Below are 18,375 nucleotides of genomic sequence, written 5' to 3' on the forward strand. Positions count from 1 at the left end.
GATAGGAAAACAAATGAGCGAAAATAGTAAAAAATATAATGTAGCAGTAGTTGGTGCCAATGGAGCTGTTGGTGAAGAAATATTAACTATCCTTGAAGAGATAGACTTTCCACTAAATAAACTTGTGCCACTAGCAAGTGCAAGAAGTATTGGTAAACAAGTAAATTTTAATGGTGCTGACATAAACATTATAGAGCTCACAGAAGACGTATTTAAAGATGAAGAGATAGATATAGCTCTCTTTAGTGCTGGAGGAAGTGTTAGTGCTAAGTTTGCTCCATATGCGGTGCAAGCAGGAGCTGTTGTCATAGATAACACTTCACATTTTAGAATGGATGAGAACACTCCTCTTGTTGTACCTGAAGTAAACCCCGAAGATATAGCAAAATGGAGGCAGACAGGTATAATTGCTAACCCAAACTGTTCTACTATTCAGATGGTTCAAGCACTTAAACCTCTTGATGATGCTTATGACTTACTACGTGTAGATGTAAGTACATACCAAGCAACAAGTGGAGCAGGTAAAACCGCGATGGAAGAGCTAGTAAACCAAATGCAAGCATTCTTCGCGTTTACACTTGATGAAGCTGAACACAAAGCATTTAATCAGCAAATCGCTCTTAATGTCATTCCTCAAATAGATTCATTTACAGAAAATGGATACACAAAAGAAGAGATGAAAATGGTCAATGAAACGACTAAAATAATGCACAAAGACATAGCACTAAGTGCTACTTGTGTTCGTGTCCCTACCCTTCGTGGTCATGCTGAAGCACTTACACTTACTTTTGACTCTGAAGTAAATGCGGACGAGGCAAGAGAAATACTAAGCAGAGCACCTAACCTTGTGATACTTGACAAACCAGATGAAGCGCTTTATCCTATGCCTGCAACATGTATAGATAAAAATGAAACTTTTGTAGGTCGTATTCGTCGGGATGTATACTCTAAAAATATGCTACACCTTTTTGTAGTAGCTGACAACCTTAGAGTTGGTGCTGCAACAAACGCAGTAAGAATTGCTCAAAAATGGATTGAATTGGAAGAAAACAACTAATATGGAAAAGTTATTTGAAAACAGCCTCTGGGCTTCAAGATTTATTATTATACTTGCTGTTATTTTTGGTTTAATAGGAGCGGCTATACTTTTTATAGTTGCTTCTATTGATATTTATGATACTGCTAAGTTTGTACTAAATACATACTTATCACATTCTCATCCTTCAACATTTCATGAAGATGTAGTTGGTGGGATTATAGGAGCTGTTGATTTATACCTTATTGGTGTGGTAATGCTTCTTTTTTCTTTTGGTTTGTATGAACTTTTCATCTCAGATATAGATGTTGCAAAAGATAAAGATGGTGAAGATAATAAAATACTTGCTATTCACTCACTCGACCAATTAAAAGATAAAATATCTAAAGTAATAGTTATGGTTCTTGTCGTTGGTTTTTTTCAAAAAGTCGGACATACTCAGTACAATGGTGCATTAGATATGCTTTACTTTTCACTTTCAATAACTGCCGTAGCCGTTGGTTTATACTTTTTAGGTAAAGTCGGACACAAACATTAATAAAGATTAATAAAGATTAGGAATAAAAATGAGTAAAATATTTGTAGATGCATGTTTAGGTAAAGAAACGCCATACACTCCAGTTTGGATGATGAGACAAGCTGGTCGTTACTTACCAGAGTATATGGCAGTTCGAGCTGAAGCAGGAAACTTTTTAAATCTCTGTCACGATCCAAAAAAAGCGGCTGAAGTAACTCTTCAGCCACTTGACATTGTTGGTGTTGACGCGGCAATATTATTTAGTGATATTCTTGTTATTCCTGATGAAATGGGAATGGACTTATCGTTTATAAAAGGAGAAGGTCCTAAGTTTTCAGATCCTCTTCAAACACAGGCCGACCTAGACAGACTAATTGGTGGTGACGAAGCTGCCAGTAAACTCACTTATGTTTTTGATACTATCAAACTTCTTCGTAAACAGCTAGATGAACGCGGAGACAATAAAGCCCTTATTGGTTTTACTGGTGCACCATGGACACTTGCTACATACATGATTGAAGGTCAAGGAACTAAAACATACAACATTTGTAAAAAAATGATGTATTCAAACCCTGAACTACTTCATAATATCCTCAAAAAAGTAACTGAAGTTGTAAAACTTTACATGGAAAAGCAGATCCAATCAGGAATTGATGTAGTACAAATTTTTGACTCCTGGGCAGCAGCTATTGAGCCAGGTATGTATGATGAGTTCTCTTGGTCTTATATGGTTGAAATCGCTGAGTACCTAAAAGAAAAATATCCTGAGGTTCCTATTATTATGTTCCCTAAAGGCATCCCTGCATTTTATGACAAAGTATATGGAAACTTCGATGTATTTGGTGTTGACTGGGGTACTCCAATGTCACTTGCTAAAGAGAAACTAGGAGACAAGTATGTTCTTCAAGGAAATATGGAACCGTGTCGTCTTTACTCTCAAGAAGCTACTACTAAGTGCGTAGAAAAAATTCAAGAGACTATGGGTGGTAAACGCCATATATTTAACCTTGGTCATGGAATCCTACCTGATGTCCCTGTTGAAAATGCAATCCACTTTGTAAATGAATGTCACCGTGTCAGCGGAAAAAAATAATATCATATTTGGTCCGATAAACTCTCGCCGTTTTGGCATGAGTTTAGGTATAGACCTTTCCCCCTCGCACAAGCAGTGTAACTTTGACTGTCTCTACTGTGAACTTGCACCAAGTGTTACTGTGAAGTCTCAGAGTAAGACAATAACTGTTGCATCAATTATAAATGAACTAAAACCCCACCTTAACGATACAATCGATGTTATAACACTGACAGCTAACGGTGAACCAACCCTCTACCCTCTTCTAGATGAACTTATAGAACAAATTGATCTAATAAAAAAAGATACCCAAACATTAATTTTAACAAACAGTGCTACTCTTGTTGATGATAATATTTTTAACTCACTTTTAAAACTAGACCAAGTTAAGCTGTCTCTTGATGCTATATCTGAAGATATATTTACAAAAATTGATAGACCTCATAAAAGTATAGATATATCACAAGTAGTTGATAAGGTCATCGCGTTTAGTGAAGTTTATACCGGTAAGTTATTTATTGAAATTCTTTTCGTATATGAATTAAATGATACTAAAGAAGAGATCCAAAAACTAAATGAAGTTCTTAAACATATAAAATGCCATAGAGTTGATTTAGGAACTATTGATAGACCACCTGCTTATCCAGTAAGTGGTATAAGCTACAAAGAACTTCATTCTATATCACTTATGTTTGACAAAGCCTTACCTATTCATATAGCTTCTAGAACTCATGCTGAGCCAAACAACTCTTCTTATACTGATGAAGAAATTGTGAACACACTAGATAAACGTCCTTTAACCATAGATGATATAAATTTACTCTTTGATAAAGAAACTATTTCTCGTTTTGAGCGAATGCTAAAAGACACTACTTTAAGTACAAAAAATGTCGGAAACCTTGTTTTTTACATACCAACTACAAATATACAAAGAAAACGCATAAAGTAACTAAAATTAGCTTGACTTTTTTCATCTCATAAAGTATAATTTTGCCCTATAAACATTCCGGATTAGCTCAGCGGTAGAGTAGGGCACTGTTAATGCCTTGGTCGCTGGTTCGAATCCAGCATCCGGAGCCACTTCAAACTTAAACCCCAAAAACAAACACTTTCAAGCTATATTTAATAACTCGGTGTCAAATTCGGTGCCATTTGGTGTCAACTCTTGTTTTAAAAACTGACCTCTTTTTTTATTTTCTCTCTTAATGTATCTTTCATACCTTGATAAAGTCATAGTTGAATCTGTATGACCCAGCATATTACTAACCAATAAAATATCTTCACCATTCTCTAACATTAGAGTTGCAAATGTGTGTCTTGTATGATAAATAGGTCAATAATCAAGCCCACACTGTTTAAGTAGATTTTGAAGTAGTAATTGAACACTTTAATTTATTTACAAGTGAAATCACAAAAGAAACTGTAGCTGTTATTGATAATGCTTCTATTCACACGAGTCATAAGTTTAAAGGGATGCTAGAGAAATTGGAATCTCAAGGAGAGTTTAAACTTAACTATCTTTTATCTTCCTCCCTTTTTCCCTCAACTTAGTACCTTTTTTAAAGAAATTATGTCAAAATATACTAAGTGGGTTTACATTAATTCTCAATACTCAACTTTTTTTGTATGAAAGTCTTATTTTTCTTAAAATAAGCAAACCCATGTTTTTTAATATTTTCTTCATATGGAACAACTATATCCATACATTTCAGTTCACTCTTTGGACTATTTTTCGTATTTATAAACACCCTGTAAAGCATAGCTTTTTCTCCACGATAAGCATTAACTAAACTTGTCAACACCTTCATTCCTTTTCCTCTTTTAACTACAACATTGGGATTATTTTCAGGGAGATATCCATCTTCAAATACAAAAATAGGGGCTATTCTCAGTTTATACTCATTTCCAATCATTGCACTCATTTTTCTATTGTATGCAACATCCATAAACTTTTCTTTCTTCTTTCCTTTAACAGATCTTCTTTTAACTTTTCTAACCTTATCTTCGGCACAACTTATATTAAATTTATTTTTTAATTTTTCCTGTCCAAAATAGATCCAACCTGTGTCAGGTTTTCCCGTATATTTTATAAGGTTAACTCTACTCGAACCTTTATCTTTCATCGCTTTATTCGCAAGTTTTGGTTTTTTCTTCGTAGTGCGTTTTTTCTTATAAATGTATTTATTATATTTCTTTTTATCTGCAAATTCTTTTTTGTCTTTTACTGTAACTACCAAGCGTCTATTAGTAATATTTGCAATTTCGTCTTCTGAGTTATGTACTAGATTTTTCTCTCCAAATCCTTGATAATACACTACTGAGTGCTTATATTCTTTAAAATAAAGAGATTTTGCTGCCATTAATGCACGCTTAATTGAAATATTTAAATTATCTTGAGAATCACCAACCTTATCGGTATATGATTCAATGATTATCTGTCTTTTGTGCACTAAAGGTGTTTCTTCTAAAAATACTTTTATTTTTTTTATGCAACTCTTTTGAAGAAGTACTTCTCCTGTTTTAAAACAGTTTTGTAAAATCCTAGTATATTTAGTATTTACTCTATTGTCACCTTGAGTACTACTTTTCTTTTCTTCAACTACTTTTTTTTGTTCTTGATTGTTTTCTACTTTAAGAGAATTGGCACTTGGTTGGGGGCTGCCACATCCACTTATAAGTATAAAAAAACTTAATACAAGAAAAGACGATGATATGTTTTTTAAATAGCTTGTTTTCATAGTTCTAATCATATCATATATTTTCTACTACTACTATTTAATTCCATGGCGTTTAAAACGAACAGACTGACTTATAGAACTTTCAATCAACTTTTTTTGATACTCAATCATCTTATGAAAAGGTCGTAAGAAACCATCTAGTTCTGATTGAGCATTATTCTCAATACTCCACCCATTTAACAGTTCTAACACGACTAATGTAGACTCAATAGTAGAGAGGTAGTTCTCTTTTGGTTGTTCTTTAATCTGATAGAGTGATGTTTTATCACTCGAGAAACTCATATGTTTGAGAGTATTTAAATTTGTACTTTGGGTAAACATTTTTCTTGTACAAGCCCAAGTTGAGTCTATAAGAAAAATAGCTAAAGGTTTGTCACTTTTCTCGGGAGATGCTTGGGTTAAGTTTACCGCGTTTACAGAAGGAAAGAGTATATAACTTTCATGAGTAGCTATTATCTCGTTTATGCGTTTATGTTGTGAAAAGTCTATTCCCATAAAAAGTTCAGAATTGTTTAGTATTTGGTGGGTAAAGTGCCCCGTGTTGTTTTTAACCTTTTTAAACTCTTTAGGATGCATTAACACTATAAACTTTGTTTGTGTATCTATATGTTCAAAGTGCTCACACATACATGAACTTTTGGGTCTATAACACTTGTAACACTCTTCTCTATCACCATAATATGTTTTCATAAATAAAATTATAGTAAAATAAACTTATGAATGAAGAGAACTACAATCTTATAGTTATTGGGAGTGGTGCCGCAGGTATCATCTCCGCCATTGTTGCAGCGAGAGAAGGTAAAAAAGTGCTTTTACTTGAAAAACTCTCTAACATTGCTTCTAAACTAAAAGCCACAGGTGGTGGACGTTGTAATCTTACAAACACTCTCTCAAATGAAGACTTTATGGTTCGTTTTGGAAGAGAGGGGCGTTTTATGCAAGATGCTCTTAACCTTTTTGATCATAGAGAACTCATACAATTTTTAGATGAGATTGGCGTTGAAACTCATGCCCCTGATGGTTTTCGTATATTTCCCACTTCTCATTCTTCAGTTACCATCATCTCTGCTTTGCAAAAAGAGATGCAACGTCTTAACGTAGAAGTTATCTGTGGGCAAAGAGTAGAGCGTTTACTAATGACGGGAGAACATATAACAGGTGTAAAAACACAAACAGATATTTATGAAGCTCCAAACGTCATAGTAGCCACCGGTGGACTTGGGTACCCAGTTCTTGGAGCAGAGGGCGATGGCTATAATCTCGCAGATGAGTTAGGACATAAAGTCACAGACCTCAGCCCTGCTATGATGCCACTTAACACCAAAGAAGACTGGGTAGAGCACTGTCGGGCAGACACCATAGCAAAAGTTGAACTTCGAGTAGACATTAAAAAACATAAAAAACTCCGTGCAAAGGGAGACCTAATTTTCACTAAACGCGGTATTCGTGGTCCTGTCGTTCTTGACTTTGCGAGAGAAGTTACACCTCTTTTGAAAAAGTATGGGGAAGTCCCTCTTCTGCTTAACCTCACAAAAGGTAAAAATGAAGAAGAGATAAAAACTCATCTCAAAGAACAGCATCAAAAAGACCCTCAGCAAACCATAGTGGAACTTGTCTCCACCCTACTTCCAGTACCTTTAGCGACTGAGATTTGTAAACTCGCAGGGCTTGACCTTGAACTTACCTACAAAAAACTAGAAGGTGGACAAAGAGCAAAACTCATATCACTTTTAGCTTGGACACCACTTACAGTTTCTGGACATGATGGTTTTAAGATGGCGATGATTACAAGAGGTGGAGTAAGTCTTAAAGAGATAGAACCAAAGACTATGCAGAGTAAACTCATTACAGGCTTATACTTTTGCGGAGAGGTTATGAACCTAGATGGTCCTTGTGGCGGCTATAATCTTCAGTGGAGCTTTGCAAGTGGATTTCTCGCTGGAAAACTTTTATAAGCACTACTTAACCACCATCATTTTACTTTAAATCATATATGAAAAGTTAGTACTTTTATCATCACATACCTTGTTACTTTCGGTAAGCTTTGCTATATTAAGTGCTACACCTGCATTCATTATCATCTCTACTGTATTGATATCTTCAGTAAAATCAACCTCTGTAACCCCTATACTAACGGTATAAGTCACCACTTCCCTATCAATAGTTTCAATTCTTAACTTCTTTATATCTTGACAAATTGCTTCAGCAAACGTATGCGCTTGATTTATATCTCTATCGGGAAGAAGTATCAAAAACTCATCTCCTCCCCATCGGCAAAGTATATCATCCTTAGTACTTAATTTTTTGATAATTTGAGCAAAAGATAATATAACATCATCACCTATACCGTGTCCGTATATATCGTTAATCATCTTAAAATTATCTATGTCAATCAGCATTAATGAGAAGGTTTTTTGATAGATTTTTGAAGATTTAAGTATTTCACTCGCTCTTTTATAACAGTACTTTCTATTATAAAACTTTGTCATATAGTCAGTTAAAGACAGTATCTCTACCTCTTTATGTGACTCTTCTAGAGATAAGATCAACTCTTGAATCTTCAGCTCTTTTTCAATCCTTATTAAAAGCTCTTTTTGTTTAAATGGCTTAGATACATAGTCAGCTGCCCCAAGTTCATACGCGAAGGATATACTGTCTTCATCTATCTTTTCTGTCATAAATATCACTGGTATATCTTTAGTATTTTTTTCAGACTTTAAAAGCTTACATGCATTATAGCCATCTATGTCAGGTATCATTATGCCAAGGAGTATAAGGTCAGGCTTATCATCATTTACTAGTTCAATTATTCTATCGGCAGTCATGCGGACTATAACTTCATAAGATGGATTTAAAAGTTCCAAAAGAACTTCTATATTAGCCTCTGATTCATTAATAACTACTACTTTTTTTTGATTCATACTTTCTCCATTAAAGTTATATTATTTTAACATTAAGTTTCTTTTTATTGACTTATTCAAATTCTATTACAAAAATTCAATCACTCCCAATGCCTACTGAACTCTCTGTCTAAATTTTCCATCCATTGACTCTACAAATTTTTTAGAAATACTAAGACAAAGCCCTCTACTACTATACAGTGACCTCAAGTCTCTTTTAAATGAGGCTTTAAAACACCCTAATTTCTCTTACTGAAAATAACGAATGGATGCAAAACCGTAACTTTTGGTTTTTCGTATCTCTTTTAGCTGTTCTTCATCGACTATGCCTCCAAGGGCAAATACTTTTATACTTGTTTTGTTTAAAAGCTCTTCCAACTTTGCTATACCTTTTGGCTCACCTTTGTTAGGCGTTGTAAAGATTGGGCTATAGGTAACATAGTCTGCACCTAAAGCTTCTACTTCTAAAACTTCCTTTATCGTATGTGTACTCACAACTACATCCAAGTCTAACTCTTTAGCTTTTCTTATCTCATTAAACTGTTGCGAAGTTAGATGAACACCCACGGCTCCAAGAGTATGGGCAAGTTGATAGTCTCCATGAATAAAAGCTTTTATATCTTCAAATTCAGAACAAATATCAACAAAGAGTTTAGCTTGTTCTACATAGTTTTTATTTGTTTTATCTCTATATAAAATAAATTCTGGATGATATTTTAGTAGTTGTTCGCGAAGTACTTGTTTAAAAACTGTTGGCACATCTGTATGAAAATCTGGAGAAGTTATAAGATATTTTTTTAGCATATTTATTTTTATCTTTTCATTCATAATGGTCACTGTATCTTGTACTCCCACCAAAACTACTTATCATTAAGATTCCTCGTATAATTTCTTAAATATTATAGCAAAAAAAATGATATACTAAATTATGATAAATACTAATACAAATAAAACTTTAAATATCATACTTCCAAACACAAACAAAGCTTTAGATGAAGTACTAAAAAAAGCCTCACCAAAAGAGCTTCAAACACTAACTCAAGATAAAGACTTAAAATCACTTCTAAATAATCTCCTCAATCAGAGTTTAGATACACCAAGCCAAAATAAAACACTTTTAAACCTAGTGAAAAATAATCCAACATTTAAAGAGTTAGGGACAACTGCAAATAGTGCTAAAGAGCTTTTAGCAATACTTACACATGATAAAAGCACTTTCCCCGTCCTAGAAAAAACACTCAAAAATTTCATGAGTGATATTTCAAATATGAAAGAAACTCCACTTAAAAGTAAGATTCAAAACTCTGGAGTGTTCTTAGAAGCAAAAGTAAAGAACCTACAAACTCCTAAAGTAGAGCTCAAACAAGCAATGCAAGAGTTGTCAAAACTTTTGGAGACCTCCAAACTGCCAAGTATTAAAGTAATTCATACTCAACTTAAAGAGATGCTTTCAACTGATCTATTTAAAAATATTTCCAACAAAGAGCTTCTGAGTAGTAGTAAAGAAAATGTACAAGTATTACTCCAACTCTCAAAAAGTTCAAACGACATAGTTGAAAAAGTACAGCACAAAGTAGCTGCACCTGTAGAAAAGAGCATCAGTCCTAAAGACATTATCTTTACGCAGGGTACAAAGTCCGTACTTACTAAAATAAGCACCTTAAGTCACCCAGAAAAACTCACCACACAAACACAACTCAAAGAAATGTTTTCAAATGACTTAAAAGCGGTCCTGCTAAAAACTCACGAAGAGATAAACAACTCTACAAACCCAAACAAACAAGAGCTTCTCAAACATATAGACAAATTAACTCTACAGATAGACTACCATCAACTTGTATCTCATCTTTCTAATTCCTCTTCACTCTATCTACCTTATGCTTGGGAAGAAATGAAAGATGGGAGCATCAACATTTCCAAGGGAAAGAAGGACAACTTCTTCTGTGATATCAACCTTACACTTAAAGAGTATGGAGAGTTAAAACTACGCTTAGGAATATTTGAGAAAAATCAACTCAACATCAACATAAGTTCTCAGAGTGATTCCCTTAAAGAGAAAATAAAAGAAAATCTTCCCGAACTAAAAAAACAACTTTTTTCTGCTGGTATCACTCCAAAATCTATACGGTTTTTAGATGAAACTTCAAACTCTTATACAGAAAACTCTCCTAATTTAGACATGGGATTTGAGGTAAAAGCATGAAAGAAAAAGCTGTAGCACTTAAGTACGATGCTTCTACAAACTCAGCTCCTAAAGTTACGGCTAAAGGAGAAGGGTTTACCGCTAAAAATATCATTAAAATAGCAGAGGAGAATGATATTCCGATAAAGAAAGATGAGGATTTAGTGGAACTTCTCTCAAAAGTAGATATAGATAGAGAAGTTCCAGCGGAGATGTATCAGGCGATAGCAGAAGTATTTAGTTTTTTATATAAGACTAGTAAAAAATAAACTTATTTTAACTGGCTCCAGTTATCGCCGATGTTAAGGCTTGCTTTGAGTGGAATGTTAAGTTCCATTATCTCTTCCATGATACTACGAAACTTAGCACCTAAAGCTTCAGCTTCTTCGGCTTTTACTTCAAAAATAAGTTCATCATGGATCTGAAGTAACATCTTCGCATTTAGGTTTTCATCTTCTATAATAGTATGGATTTTATTCATACTTAGTTTTATAAGATCAGATGCACTTCCTTGAAAAACAGAGTTTACACTTTCTCGCTCATAAGCTGCTCTAAACATTGGTGTCGCGTTTTCATAGTCAAAATAACGACGGCGTTTGAGTAGTGTTTCTACATAACCCTGCTCTTTAGAAGTGTCTACAATAGAGCGAAAGTAAGTACGAACTGTTGGAAAAGATTCAAAATACTTCTCAATAATCTCTTTTGCTTCTTTAGTAGTTATTTTCAGTGTATCTGAGAGTTTTTTTGGACCCATTCCATAAAGAAGTCCAAAGTTTACGGTTTTAGCGACACTACGTTTAGCGGGAGCTTCTTCTTCACCAAAAAGAACGATAGCCGTTTGAAGGTGAATATCTTTGTCCTCCTTAAACGCAGAGACTAAAACACTATCCTCTGAATAGTGTGCAAGTAAACGTAGCTCTATTTGAGAATAATCTATACCTATAAGTTTTTTACCTTCGCCTGCCACAAATGCTTGACGAATCTTTGCACCTAAAGGTGTTCTCGTAGGTATGTTTTGTAAGTTAGGGTTTTTAGAACTTAAACGTCCCGTAGCAGTTCCCGTCTGTACAAAAGACGTATGAATACGGCTCTTTGAATCTTCACGACTTAGTTTTAAAAGTGGCTCTATGTAAGTAGAAAAAAGCTTATACACCTCACGGTACTCTAAAAGTTTAGGAATGATCTCATGCTTCTCTCTAAGTCCACTTAAAACTTTCTCATCAGTTGAATATCCTGTCTTTGTTTTTTTACCTACAGGAAGCTCTAAAGTCTCAAAAAGTATAACACCTAACTGTTTAGTCGAGTTAATGTTAAACTCGCTGCCAGCAAGCTCATATATACTTGTCGTTAAGTGTGAGAGTGTCTCTTTAACTTCAACTAAAAACTCTTCTAAGAAACTACTATTAACTTCTATACCCTCTTTCTCCATCTTTAAAAGTGTTTTTATAAAAGGAAATTCTAGTTCTCTAGCTTCATCTATAAGATGTGTCGCGTTTTGAAGTTCTAACTTTTCTAAGAAAACATTGTAAAGTTTTGCAGTGATGAAAGCATCTTCTGCTGCATACTGACAAGCATCTTCTAGTGCAACACCGGCAAAAGTCTCGCCTTTTTTTACCGTATCTTTAAACGCAACCATCTGATGACCTAAAAGTGCAGAAGATAGTTTATCAAGTGAAAGTGCCGACTCTGAGTTTATAAGCCAAGCTAAAATGATACTATCAGCATATACTTCTAAGCTATCATCTTCTAAGAAACGAGTAACGAAATGAAGGTCAAACTTAATGTTATGTCCAACTACTTTTGAGTTAAAGATTTTTCTCATGGCAGACTTTGCATCTTCTTCGCTAATCTGTTCAGGTACACCTAGATAAAAATGAGCAAAAGGAACATAAAAAGCCTCTTTCTCGTTCGTACAAAAACTAAATCCAACTAGTTTATCTTTCTCGTAATCTAAACCTGTTGTCTCCGTATCAAACGCCACGACTGTATCTGGTTTTAGTTTGTCTAGAATGGTGTTGAGAGTTTCTACATCTGTAACAAGAGTCGCTTTAAACTCTAGCTTCACACTACAGTCTTCTTCTTCAACATTTGCAACAGCACTTTCTCGTTTCTCATCACTCACTTGGTTTTTGGCATGAAGTACACGAAGTACGGCGTTTTGCTCATACTGGACAAGTTCATCATAGATGTTAAGAAATGGATTCTCAACATTCATAGCATACTCTTCAAAGTCCATACTATCAAATACATCGCGTTTAAGAGTTACTAATTCCTTTGACATATAGGCTTGATCTTTACATTCTATAAGCTTTTTTTGATTTGCGCCTTTTACTTCTTGGACATTTGCATAGACATTATCAAGTGTTCCATATGCTACTAAAAGTTTTTCAGCACCCACTTTTCCAATGCCTTTAACACCAGGAACATTATCTGCACTATCGCCGAGTATTGCCTGGTAGTCTGTAAACTGTTTTGCAGTAACACCATACTTATCAAAACAAGCTTTTTCATCCATACTCTTGCGTTTTATTGCATCTATAATAATTGTATTTTTATCATCATCTATAAGCTGGTAAAGATCTTTATCATGAGAAACAACACGAACACTGTAGCCTTTTTCTTGTGCTAAATGAACAACTGTAGCTATCATGTCATCAGCTTCAAAACCACTCATACCTAATGTTTTATAACCCATCTTATCTATCCATTCTATAGCGACTGGAAGTTGCATTGAAAGTTCTGGTGGAGGTGCAGAGCGATTGGCTTTGTAGTTAGGGTCTATTTCATTACGAAAAGTATTCCCTTTTGTGTCTATTGCAAAAATGATGTAATCACTATCGTGATCTTTTTGCAGAGTAGAGATAAAGTTAGTAAAACCGGTTAAAAGACCTGTTGGAAAACCATCTTTGTTTTTAAGATGTTGAGGGAGAGCATAGAAACTTCTAAAAAAAAACCCAAAAGTATCTATTACTGTAACAGTTTTACTCATTCTCATCCTCTATAATATCTAACATATCATCAATTACATCTTCTAAAAGTTCATGGTTTAATCCAGCATCTCTGGCCTTAGTAAGTGCAAAGTTAATGGCATGGTCCGAAAATGGTTTATTTATTGGAAGTGCTGTTTTTACGATATTAAGAGCTACTGAATACTCTTTTATCTCTGCTGGTGCTTCATCTGGATTATCCGCATACCTAATCATTTCTACAAATTGTTCACCAAAACCCCAGTGTGCAAAAACTTCAGCTGTAACTTCTGAACTTGAAACCTCTGCATATTCTCTTTCAACTTGTGCGATGTTCATAGTCATGTCTATTTCTGACTTAAAGCTTGTATCTTCATCTTCTTGAATTATATCATTAGAGATAAGAATCTTTCCCATTTCTTGTAAAAATGCAGCAAGGTAGAGGTCCTCTGCCTTAGTCTTGTCTACTTTAGAATACCAGTTTAGTATAAGCTTTGCTTGTTTTTCGGAAACATTAGCAAAATCATCACTTGTAACACCATAAGCCTTCATATCAACATTAAGTAGTTTTCTCGCAGAGTTTCCAAGAGCGATTGTTCTTGTCATACTCATACCAAAGAGTGAAACAGCCTGTACTACATTTTTTATCTCTTTACCAAAACCATAAAGAGGTGAGTTAGCAGTCTTTAAAAGATTTGTAACAATCATAGGATCAGGTGCAATTACTTTTGCTAAATCATTTATAACTGATTCTACATCAGCATAAATACGATTTATATCCATAATAGTCTTTGAGAGAGGTGGAAGAGATTTTATACTATCAATAATTGAGCTTTTCATTGGTTAAGAAGCCTTTTTTTGTTCCAATTATAGCATATATTAATGACAATGTTGAGCAGATGGAGCAGGATCTTCTATAAATAAATAACCTTTATAAATGGTAAAAGCACCATAGCCCAATACGGATACTGCTGATAGACTCATCATCATATTTCTAAAGCTTGTAGCAGTTGCAAGAGATGTTAAAAAACCTACTCCAAACATAGCAGGAATAGTACTTAAACCAAAAATAGCCATAACTAAAGCACCATATACTGGGTCAGCTGTCCCTACAGCCGTAATAGCAAAAAAGTAAACAAACCCACAAGGTAAAAGTCCATTTAGCATACCAAGAGCAAAAAAGCTACTATTGGACTTTGAGTTTAAAATTATTTTAAATGTCTTTTTATACAAGGTAGATGAGGAGAATGAGTGCTCTATCAGAGATAGAAACTTTAACTTTCCAAGAAGAGAAAGGCCAGCTAAAAGCATGGCTACTCCAGCTACTATCAAGAGTATTCCCCTCGCATTTCCAGAAAACATTACTGTATTTCCTAAGACACCAAAGAGAGCCCCTAAGAAAGTGTATGTTAAAACACGACCTAAAGAGTAAAGAAGATGAGCTTGACTCTTTGAGACTATAGGACTCGCTGGATGAATTTTAATAGTCGTATATGCGACAACAATCCCCCCACACATACCTATACAATGTCCAAAAGAACCCAAAAATGCAATGCTGACAATACTAAATAAATCTATTGTTTCCACTTGTTACCTTGTCATAAATATTTTATTTTATTTATTATAAAAAAATAATGTTACGTTAGTGTTAAATTCACTACCTTTTAAACTTTCCCTTACCTCTATCATCATACTCTAAAAACTGATGTAAATCTTTGTGCATTACATCATCTAAAGAGTCCCAAATTTTTTGTTTTTGAGCATATCTGTTTAAGTTTTCTTTCTTAGACTTTTTTATATCACGTATAAGATAATGATAGCGTACTATATTTTTTGTATATTCTCTTACGAAGGGCCATGATTTTATTATCTGATAACTTCTTTCTTCATGGTCAGTAAAACTCCACTCATGAAATTCATAATCTTCTTTATCTTTTTTAAATGCACTATATGGTTTTCCTACATCATGAAGTAATGCAGCTGCTAAAAACTTAAAATCTCTAGCCTTAAGTACATAGTAAGTCACACGAAGAGTATGTATTAATACACCATGCTGATGCCATTTGTTCTGTGTACAAAAAAGAGAGTTTAAAAAAGCAAATGAAAAGATCTTGTTATTAACTTCACTCATAAAGACTCCTTTGTCATTGGGTGGTAAACATCAACAGTATCTTTTAAATCCTGTTTTTGTATATGTGTATATATCTGTGTACTCAAAAGCGAGGAGTGCCCTAGTAACTCTTGGACAACTCGCAAGTCTGCTCCTCCTGTTATCAAGGAAGTTGCATAAGAATGTCTTAACACATGAGGAGATACACCTAAGTACTTCTGTGTTATTTTGTAAGCACTTATTCGACTTAACTTCTCTCCTCTGTAATTACACCATATATACTCTTTATCTACACTAAGCATATCAAGGTAGTTTTTTATTTCATCTTTAGCAATTTTCGCCAAAGGGACTACTCTCTCTTTTTCACCTTTAGCGTGTCTTATGTAAAGCCACTCGTCTTCTATATCGTTACGACTTATCTCCAAGCATTCACTAATTCGTGCCCCACTTGCATACAAAAAAAGCATAAGTGCATAATCTCTCTGACCTAAGACACTAGTCCTATCACACATATCTAGACCAGTTTGTATCTTCTCATAAGACAAAAACTTTGGTAAAAGTTTAGGTATTTTTGCAAACTTCAGTTTACTCTTTTGAGTCTGAAATCTTTGTTTATAACAGAAGTCAAAAAAAGCATTTATAGAGGATAGTTTTCGGTTGAGTGTGCGCTTATTTTTATAAAAACTCAAAACAGCTAGAAGCTTAGGTGAATCAAGTTCTATAAGAGGTTTTTTTGCATTTTCTTCAACCATCAGAAGGTCATTTTTATAAGCTTCTACAGTTTTCTTACTAAGTGCCTTTGTGACACTTATATACTCTAAGAATGCCTCTAACTCTTTTGACATTACTCTGTAAGTATTTTTTTATTATCTATATAAAAATCTTTATCAGTTGTAAATATAAACCCATCGTCAAAATCTACTTCATGAACAGTGTACTCGAAACTATTTTTATCAAGGATTATCATATATCCCTCTTTTTCTAAAACATAAATTTTATCTCCATTTGAGACAACCCCATAAAAGTGTGCAAAAGGAAACTTCTCTTTAAGCACCACCTGAAGGTCTGAAGTTAAAGATAAAACTTCTCCCTGCTTAGTCGTGATAAAAATATTTGTCTCATCATAAGCTATATTTCTTATTTCATACTTTTCACGGATTTCTTCTTGTGCTAGGGAAAGTATTTTATGTCCAGTTGCAGCTATTATTTTATTTTTAAGGATATTTAATGAAATTATATTGTTAAAGTTATCTTCTGAAGATACTATAATAGTTCTCAGTCTTTTTTTAAGTTCACTATTTACGATGACAATTTTACCATCAAGTGTTGCGAACAGAACAAGACCTTTCATAAAGTGTGGATTTACTATACGAGAGTCGGAAGCTATAAACTTTGCCCCTGCCTCTTTAAAAAGAAGCTTTTTAGATTCTAAACTATAAAGTGCTATTTCATTATCAGCAAAGAGAACAGCCACTTCATCGTCTTTTACACTTGCCCCAGCGATTGTCTTTTCTAAAACAAGCTTTTTTACTAGTGTTTTATCTTCTTTAGATGTAAGATATAAATTCCCATCTATTGAGGCACTTATTACCCAACCATCACTTAGTGAAATAAGACGGTTAGAAGCATTTATATCTGCATCGATTATACCCTCTTTGGTAAGCACCTGTAAATTTTCCAAGAGTGCCACATTTGAAGAAGTATCAATAATGTCTTTTTTCTCGTCTTCATACTTCTCCCAATCACTTCCTAGTTTTTTAGGTTCGAAAACTTGTTTTGTACTACAAGCTGAAAAAAGAAATACCAAAGGTAATAAAATAAAAAAATATTTATTCAAAACTCTACTTTACCCCGTAGTGCATCAATGCTTTTGCTACTTGGGAAAGAGGAGAATCGACGCTAATCATACTTAGCTTCCGCTGTGCCTCATCTATTTTTTGAGTATTTATCAGTTTTACTGCACTTAGTACCTGTGCTAAGTCTCTATAAACAGCATCTTGCTTACTTGAGTAAGCATTAAGAGCAGAAACATCAGCAGAATTTTGAGCCAACTCATATGATGCTAAATCACCAATAAGAGGTGACTCAGAATTTTTAAGTTTTTCTAAACTCGCTATATCTTTCTGTGCTATAGCCTGAGAATACAACCATGCATCACTTAACACTGGACTTAGAGATTTAAGTTCATCAAGTGCCACACTGTTCGCAGGATTTATTTGAAGTTCGTTTAGTGCTTTATTTGTTGCTTTTAAAGTATTTTGCTCATTTATCGTATATGCTATATTACCTGCAACAAAAAAGACAACAGCCACCACAGAACCTATCATAAGGCCCTTATACTTTTTAACAAATCTTTCTGTCATTACCGCTTTTTCAAAAAACTTTTCTTCTGAATTTAGCTCTTCTTTTACCATCTGTATATCGTTTTTAATACTCAAAAATTATCCTTCTTTATCTATATTATTAAAAGTTCATTATGTTATCGAATATTGTGTTAAAGTTTTATCAAATATATGATAAAATTAAACAAAATGAATAACAATCAAAATAGGAAATACAATGCAAGTAGACAATGAACTTCTTAAAAAACTAGAAAAATTATCTTTTTTAAAAGTTAGCGATGATAAACGCGAAGACATCCTCTGCGAGCTTTCTGAAATAGTAAACTTTGTAGATAACCTTAGTGGACTTGATACAGATGGTGTTGATAATAACTTTGCGATGAGTGACAAGAGCACACAACTCAGAGAAGACACGATTGTTTCAAGTACCAGTGTTAGTGAAGATATTTTAAAAAATGCTCCTAATAGTGGTGACGATTTCTTTATCGTTCCAAAAATTATCGATTAAATAC

General features: G+C 34.0%; 20 protein-coding genes and 1 tRNA gene. 9 read left to right on the plus strand and 12 right to left on the minus strand.

The features are described 5' to 3' along the window. Positions 1-13: 13 nt before the first annotated feature. From HOG88_RS08915 to HOG88_RS08935, 5 genes are all read left to right on the plus strand, one after another. Positions 14-1,057, plus strand: coding sequence for an aspartate-semialdehyde dehydrogenase (locus HOG88_RS08915; protein WP_295005347.1), 1,044 nt, complete (start codon positions 14-16; stop codon positions 1,055-1,057). A 1-nt stretch (position 1,058) separates the two neighbouring features. Beyond that, positions 1,059-1,574, plus strand: a complete 516-nt coding sequence (locus tag HOG88_RS08920) for a YqhA family protein (RefSeq protein WP_295005349.1) — start codon at positions 1,059-1,061, stop codon at positions 1,572-1,574. Between the two features lie 28 nt (positions 1,575-1,602). Beyond that, a complete protein-coding gene (gene hemE / locus HOG88_RS08925) occupies positions 1,603-2,646 on the plus strand; it encodes a uroporphyrinogen decarboxylase (protein ID WP_295005351.1) in 1,044 nt (347 codons plus the stop codon). Beyond that, complete coding sequence (locus tag HOG88_RS08930) at positions 2,627-3,574, plus strand: radical SAM protein (RefSeq protein WP_348653011.1); 948 nt, start codon at positions 2,627-2,629, stop codon at positions 3,572-3,574. The genes hemE and HOG88_RS08930 overlap by 20 nt, the downstream gene beginning before the upstream one ends. 56 nt (positions 3,575-3,630) lie before the next feature. Continuing rightward, a tRNA-Asn gene (locus tag HOG88_RS08935) sits at positions 3,631-3,705 on the plus strand. 31 nt (positions 3,706-3,736) lie between these two features. Here HOG88_RS08935 and HOG88_RS08940 read toward each other — a convergent pair. From HOG88_RS08940 to HOG88_RS08950, 3 genes are all read right to left on the minus strand, one after another. After that, entirely contained in the window at positions 3,737-3,955 is a 219-nt protein-coding gene (locus HOG88_RS08940; RefSeq protein ID WP_295005460.1) for a tyrosine-type recombinase/integrase, read from the minus strand. Between the two features lie 268 nt (positions 3,956-4,223). Next, positions 4,224-5,375, minus strand: coding sequence for an OmpA family protein (locus HOG88_RS08945; protein WP_295005355.1), 1,152 nt, complete (start codon positions 5,373-5,375; stop codon positions 4,224-4,226). A 21-nt stretch (positions 5,376-5,396) separates the two neighbouring features. Beyond that, entirely contained in the window at positions 5,397-6,053 is a 657-nt protein-coding gene (locus HOG88_RS08950; protein WP_295005357.1) for a tRNA-uridine aminocarboxypropyltransferase, read from the minus strand. 26 nt (positions 6,054-6,079) lie between these two features. On the opposite strand from HOG88_RS08950, the gene HOG88_RS08955 reads away from it, so the two are divergent. Next, positions 6,080-7,318, plus strand: a complete 1,239-nt coding sequence (locus tag HOG88_RS08955; protein WP_295005359.1) for an NAD(P)/FAD-dependent oxidoreductase — start codon at positions 6,080-6,082, stop codon at positions 7,316-7,318. Positions 7,319-7,345: 27 nt separating this feature from the next. On the opposite strand, the gene HOG88_RS08960 is transcribed toward HOG88_RS08955, so the two are convergent. Beyond that, positions 7,346-8,284 (minus strand): diguanylate cyclase, encoded by a 939-nt coding sequence (locus tag HOG88_RS08960; RefSeq protein WP_295005361.1) that lies wholly within the window; start codon positions 8,282-8,284, stop codon positions 7,346-7,348. Between the two features lie 228 nt (positions 8,285-8,512). Then, on the minus strand, positions 8,513-9,091 hold the full coding sequence (locus HOG88_RS08965; RefSeq protein WP_295005363.1) for a thiamine phosphate synthase: 579 nt from the start codon (positions 9,089-9,091) through the stop codon (positions 8,513-8,515). 100 nt (positions 9,092-9,191) lie between these two features. On the opposite strand from HOG88_RS08965, the gene HOG88_RS08970 reads away from it, so the two are divergent. Both HOG88_RS08970 and HOG88_RS08975 read left to right on the plus strand, forming a co-directional pair. Further along, positions 9,192-10,466 carry a flagellar hook-length control protein FliK gene (locus HOG88_RS08970; RefSeq protein WP_295005365.1) on the plus strand — a complete coding sequence of 425 codons (1,275 nt, stop codon included), beginning with the start codon at positions 9,192-9,194 and terminating at the stop codon, positions 10,464-10,466. After that, on the plus strand, positions 10,463-10,714 hold the full coding sequence (locus HOG88_RS08975; RefSeq protein ID WP_295005367.1) for an EscU/YscU/HrcU family type III secretion system export apparatus switch protein: 252 nt from the start codon (positions 10,463-10,465) through the stop codon (positions 10,712-10,714). Before HOG88_RS08970 ends, HOG88_RS08975 begins: the two co-directional genes overlap by 4 nt. 2 nt (positions 10,715-10,716) lie before the next feature. On the opposite strand, the gene polA is transcribed toward HOG88_RS08975, so the two are convergent. From polA to HOG88_RS09010, 7 genes are all read right to left on the minus strand, one after another. Further along, positions 10,717-13,434, minus strand: a complete 2,718-nt coding sequence (gene polA, locus HOG88_RS08980) for a DNA polymerase I (protein WP_295005368.1) — start codon at positions 13,432-13,434, stop codon at positions 10,717-10,719. Further along, positions 13,427-14,251 carry an HDOD domain-containing protein gene (locus HOG88_RS08985; RefSeq protein ID WP_295005370.1) on the minus strand — a complete coding sequence of 275 codons (825 nt, stop codon included), beginning with the start codon at positions 14,249-14,251 and terminating at the stop codon, positions 13,427-13,429. The genes polA and HOG88_RS08985 overlap by 8 nt, the downstream gene beginning before the upstream one ends. Before the next feature lie 39 nt (positions 14,252-14,290). Next, positions 14,291-14,998: a sulfite exporter TauE/SafE family protein gene (locus HOG88_RS08990; RefSeq protein ID WP_295005372.1), complete on the minus strand. Its 708-nt coding sequence runs from the start codon at positions 14,996-14,998 to the stop codon at positions 14,291-14,293. Positions 14,999-15,068: 70 nt separating this feature from the next. Further along, positions 15,069-15,542, minus strand: coding sequence for an HD domain-containing protein (locus HOG88_RS08995; protein ID WP_295005374.1), 474 nt, complete (start codon positions 15,540-15,542; stop codon positions 15,069-15,071). Then, positions 15,539-16,366 carry a tyrosine-type recombinase/integrase gene (locus HOG88_RS09000; RefSeq protein WP_295005375.1) on the minus strand — a complete coding sequence of 276 codons (828 nt, stop codon included), beginning with the start codon at positions 16,364-16,366 and terminating at the stop codon, positions 15,539-15,541. The genes HOG88_RS08995 and HOG88_RS09000 overlap by 4 nt, the downstream gene beginning before the upstream one ends. Further along, the gene (locus HOG88_RS09005; RefSeq protein WP_295005377.1) at positions 16,366-17,358 is read right to left on the minus strand and encodes a hypothetical protein; all 993 of its coding nucleotides are present in this window, start codon (positions 17,356-17,358) and stop codon (positions 16,366-16,368) included. Before HOG88_RS09005 ends, HOG88_RS09000 begins: the two co-directional genes overlap by 1 nt. 4 nt (positions 17,359-17,362) lie before the next feature. Beyond that, positions 17,363-17,959 (minus strand): hypothetical protein, encoded by a 597-nt coding sequence (locus HOG88_RS09010; protein ID WP_295005379.1) that lies wholly within the window; start codon positions 17,957-17,959, stop codon positions 17,363-17,365. Between the two features lie 121 nt (positions 17,960-18,080). On the opposite strand from HOG88_RS09010, the gene gatC reads away from it, so the two are divergent. Continuing rightward, positions 18,081-18,371 carry an Asp-tRNA(Asn)/Glu-tRNA(Gln) amidotransferase subunit GatC gene (gene gatC, locus HOG88_RS09015; RefSeq protein WP_295005381.1) on the plus strand — a complete coding sequence of 97 codons (291 nt, stop codon included), beginning with the start codon at positions 18,081-18,083 and terminating at the stop codon, positions 18,369-18,371. The last annotated feature ends 4 nt before the right edge of the window (positions 18,372-18,375 follow it).

The organism is Sulfurimonas sp. (genome assembly GCF_018698455.1).
Taxonomy (GTDB): domain Bacteria; phylum Campylobacterota; class Campylobacteria; order Campylobacterales; family Sulfurimonadaceae; genus Sulfurimonas.

What these genes read in the sequence shown, in the direction of transcription:
- HOG88_RS08995 (WP_295005374.1), bottom strand. Translation starts at nt 15,542, where the DNA reads ATGAGTGAAGTTAATAACAAGATCTTTTCATTTGCTTTTTTAAACTCT.
- HOG88_RS08965 (WP_295005363.1), bottom strand. Translation starts at nt 9,091, where the DNA reads ATGAATGAAAAGATAAAAATAAATATGCTAAAAAAATATCTTATAACT.
- hemE (WP_295005351.1), top strand. Translation starts at nt 1,603, where the DNA reads ATGAGTAAAATATTTGTAGATGCATGTTTAGGTAAAGAAACGCCATAC.
- HOG88_RS08955 (WP_295005359.1), top strand. Translation starts at nt 6,080, where the DNA reads ATGAATGAAGAGAACTACAATCTTATAGTTATTGGGAGTGGTGCCGCA.
- HOG88_RS08970 (WP_295005365.1), top strand. Translation starts at nt 9,192, where the DNA reads ATGATAAATACTAATACAAATAAAACTTTAAATATCATACTTCCAAAC.
- HOG88_RS08945 (WP_295005355.1), bottom strand. Translation starts at nt 5,375, where the DNA reads ATGATTAGAACTATGAAAACAAGCTATTTAAAAAACATATCATCGTCT.
- HOG88_RS08915 (WP_295005347.1), top strand. Translation starts at nt 14, where the DNA reads ATGAGCGAAAATAGTAAAAAATATAATGTAGCAGTAGTTGGTGCCAAT.
- HOG88_RS08960 (WP_295005361.1), bottom strand. Translation starts at nt 8,284, where the DNA reads ATGAATCAAAAAAAAGTAGTAGTTATTAATGAATCAGAGGCTAATATA.
- HOG88_RS08975 (WP_295005367.1), top strand. Translation starts at nt 10,463, where the DNA reads ATGAAAGAAAAAGCTGTAGCACTTAAGTACGATGCTTCTACAAACTCA.
- HOG88_RS08950 (WP_295005357.1), bottom strand. Translation starts at nt 6,053, where the DNA reads ATGAAAACATATTATGGTGATAGAGAAGAGTGTTACAAGTGTTATAGA.
- polA (WP_295005368.1), bottom strand. Translation starts at nt 13,434, where the DNA reads ATGAGTAAAACTGTTACAGTAATAGATACTTTTGGGTTTTTTTTTAGA.
- HOG88_RS08920 (WP_295005349.1), top strand. Translation starts at nt 1,059, where the DNA reads ATGGAAAAGTTATTTGAAAACAGCCTCTGGGCTTCAAGATTTATTATT.
- gatC (WP_295005381.1), top strand. Translation starts at nt 18,081, where the DNA reads ATGCAAGTAGACAATGAACTTCTTAAAAAACTAGAAAAATTATCTTTT.
- HOG88_RS09000 (WP_295005375.1), bottom strand. Translation starts at nt 16,366, where the DNA reads ATGTCAAAAGAGTTAGAGGCATTCTTAGAGTATATAAGTGTCACAAAG.
- HOG88_RS08985 (WP_295005370.1), bottom strand. Translation starts at nt 14,251, where the DNA reads ATGAAAAGCTCAATTATTGATAGTATAAAATCTCTTCCACCTCTCTCA.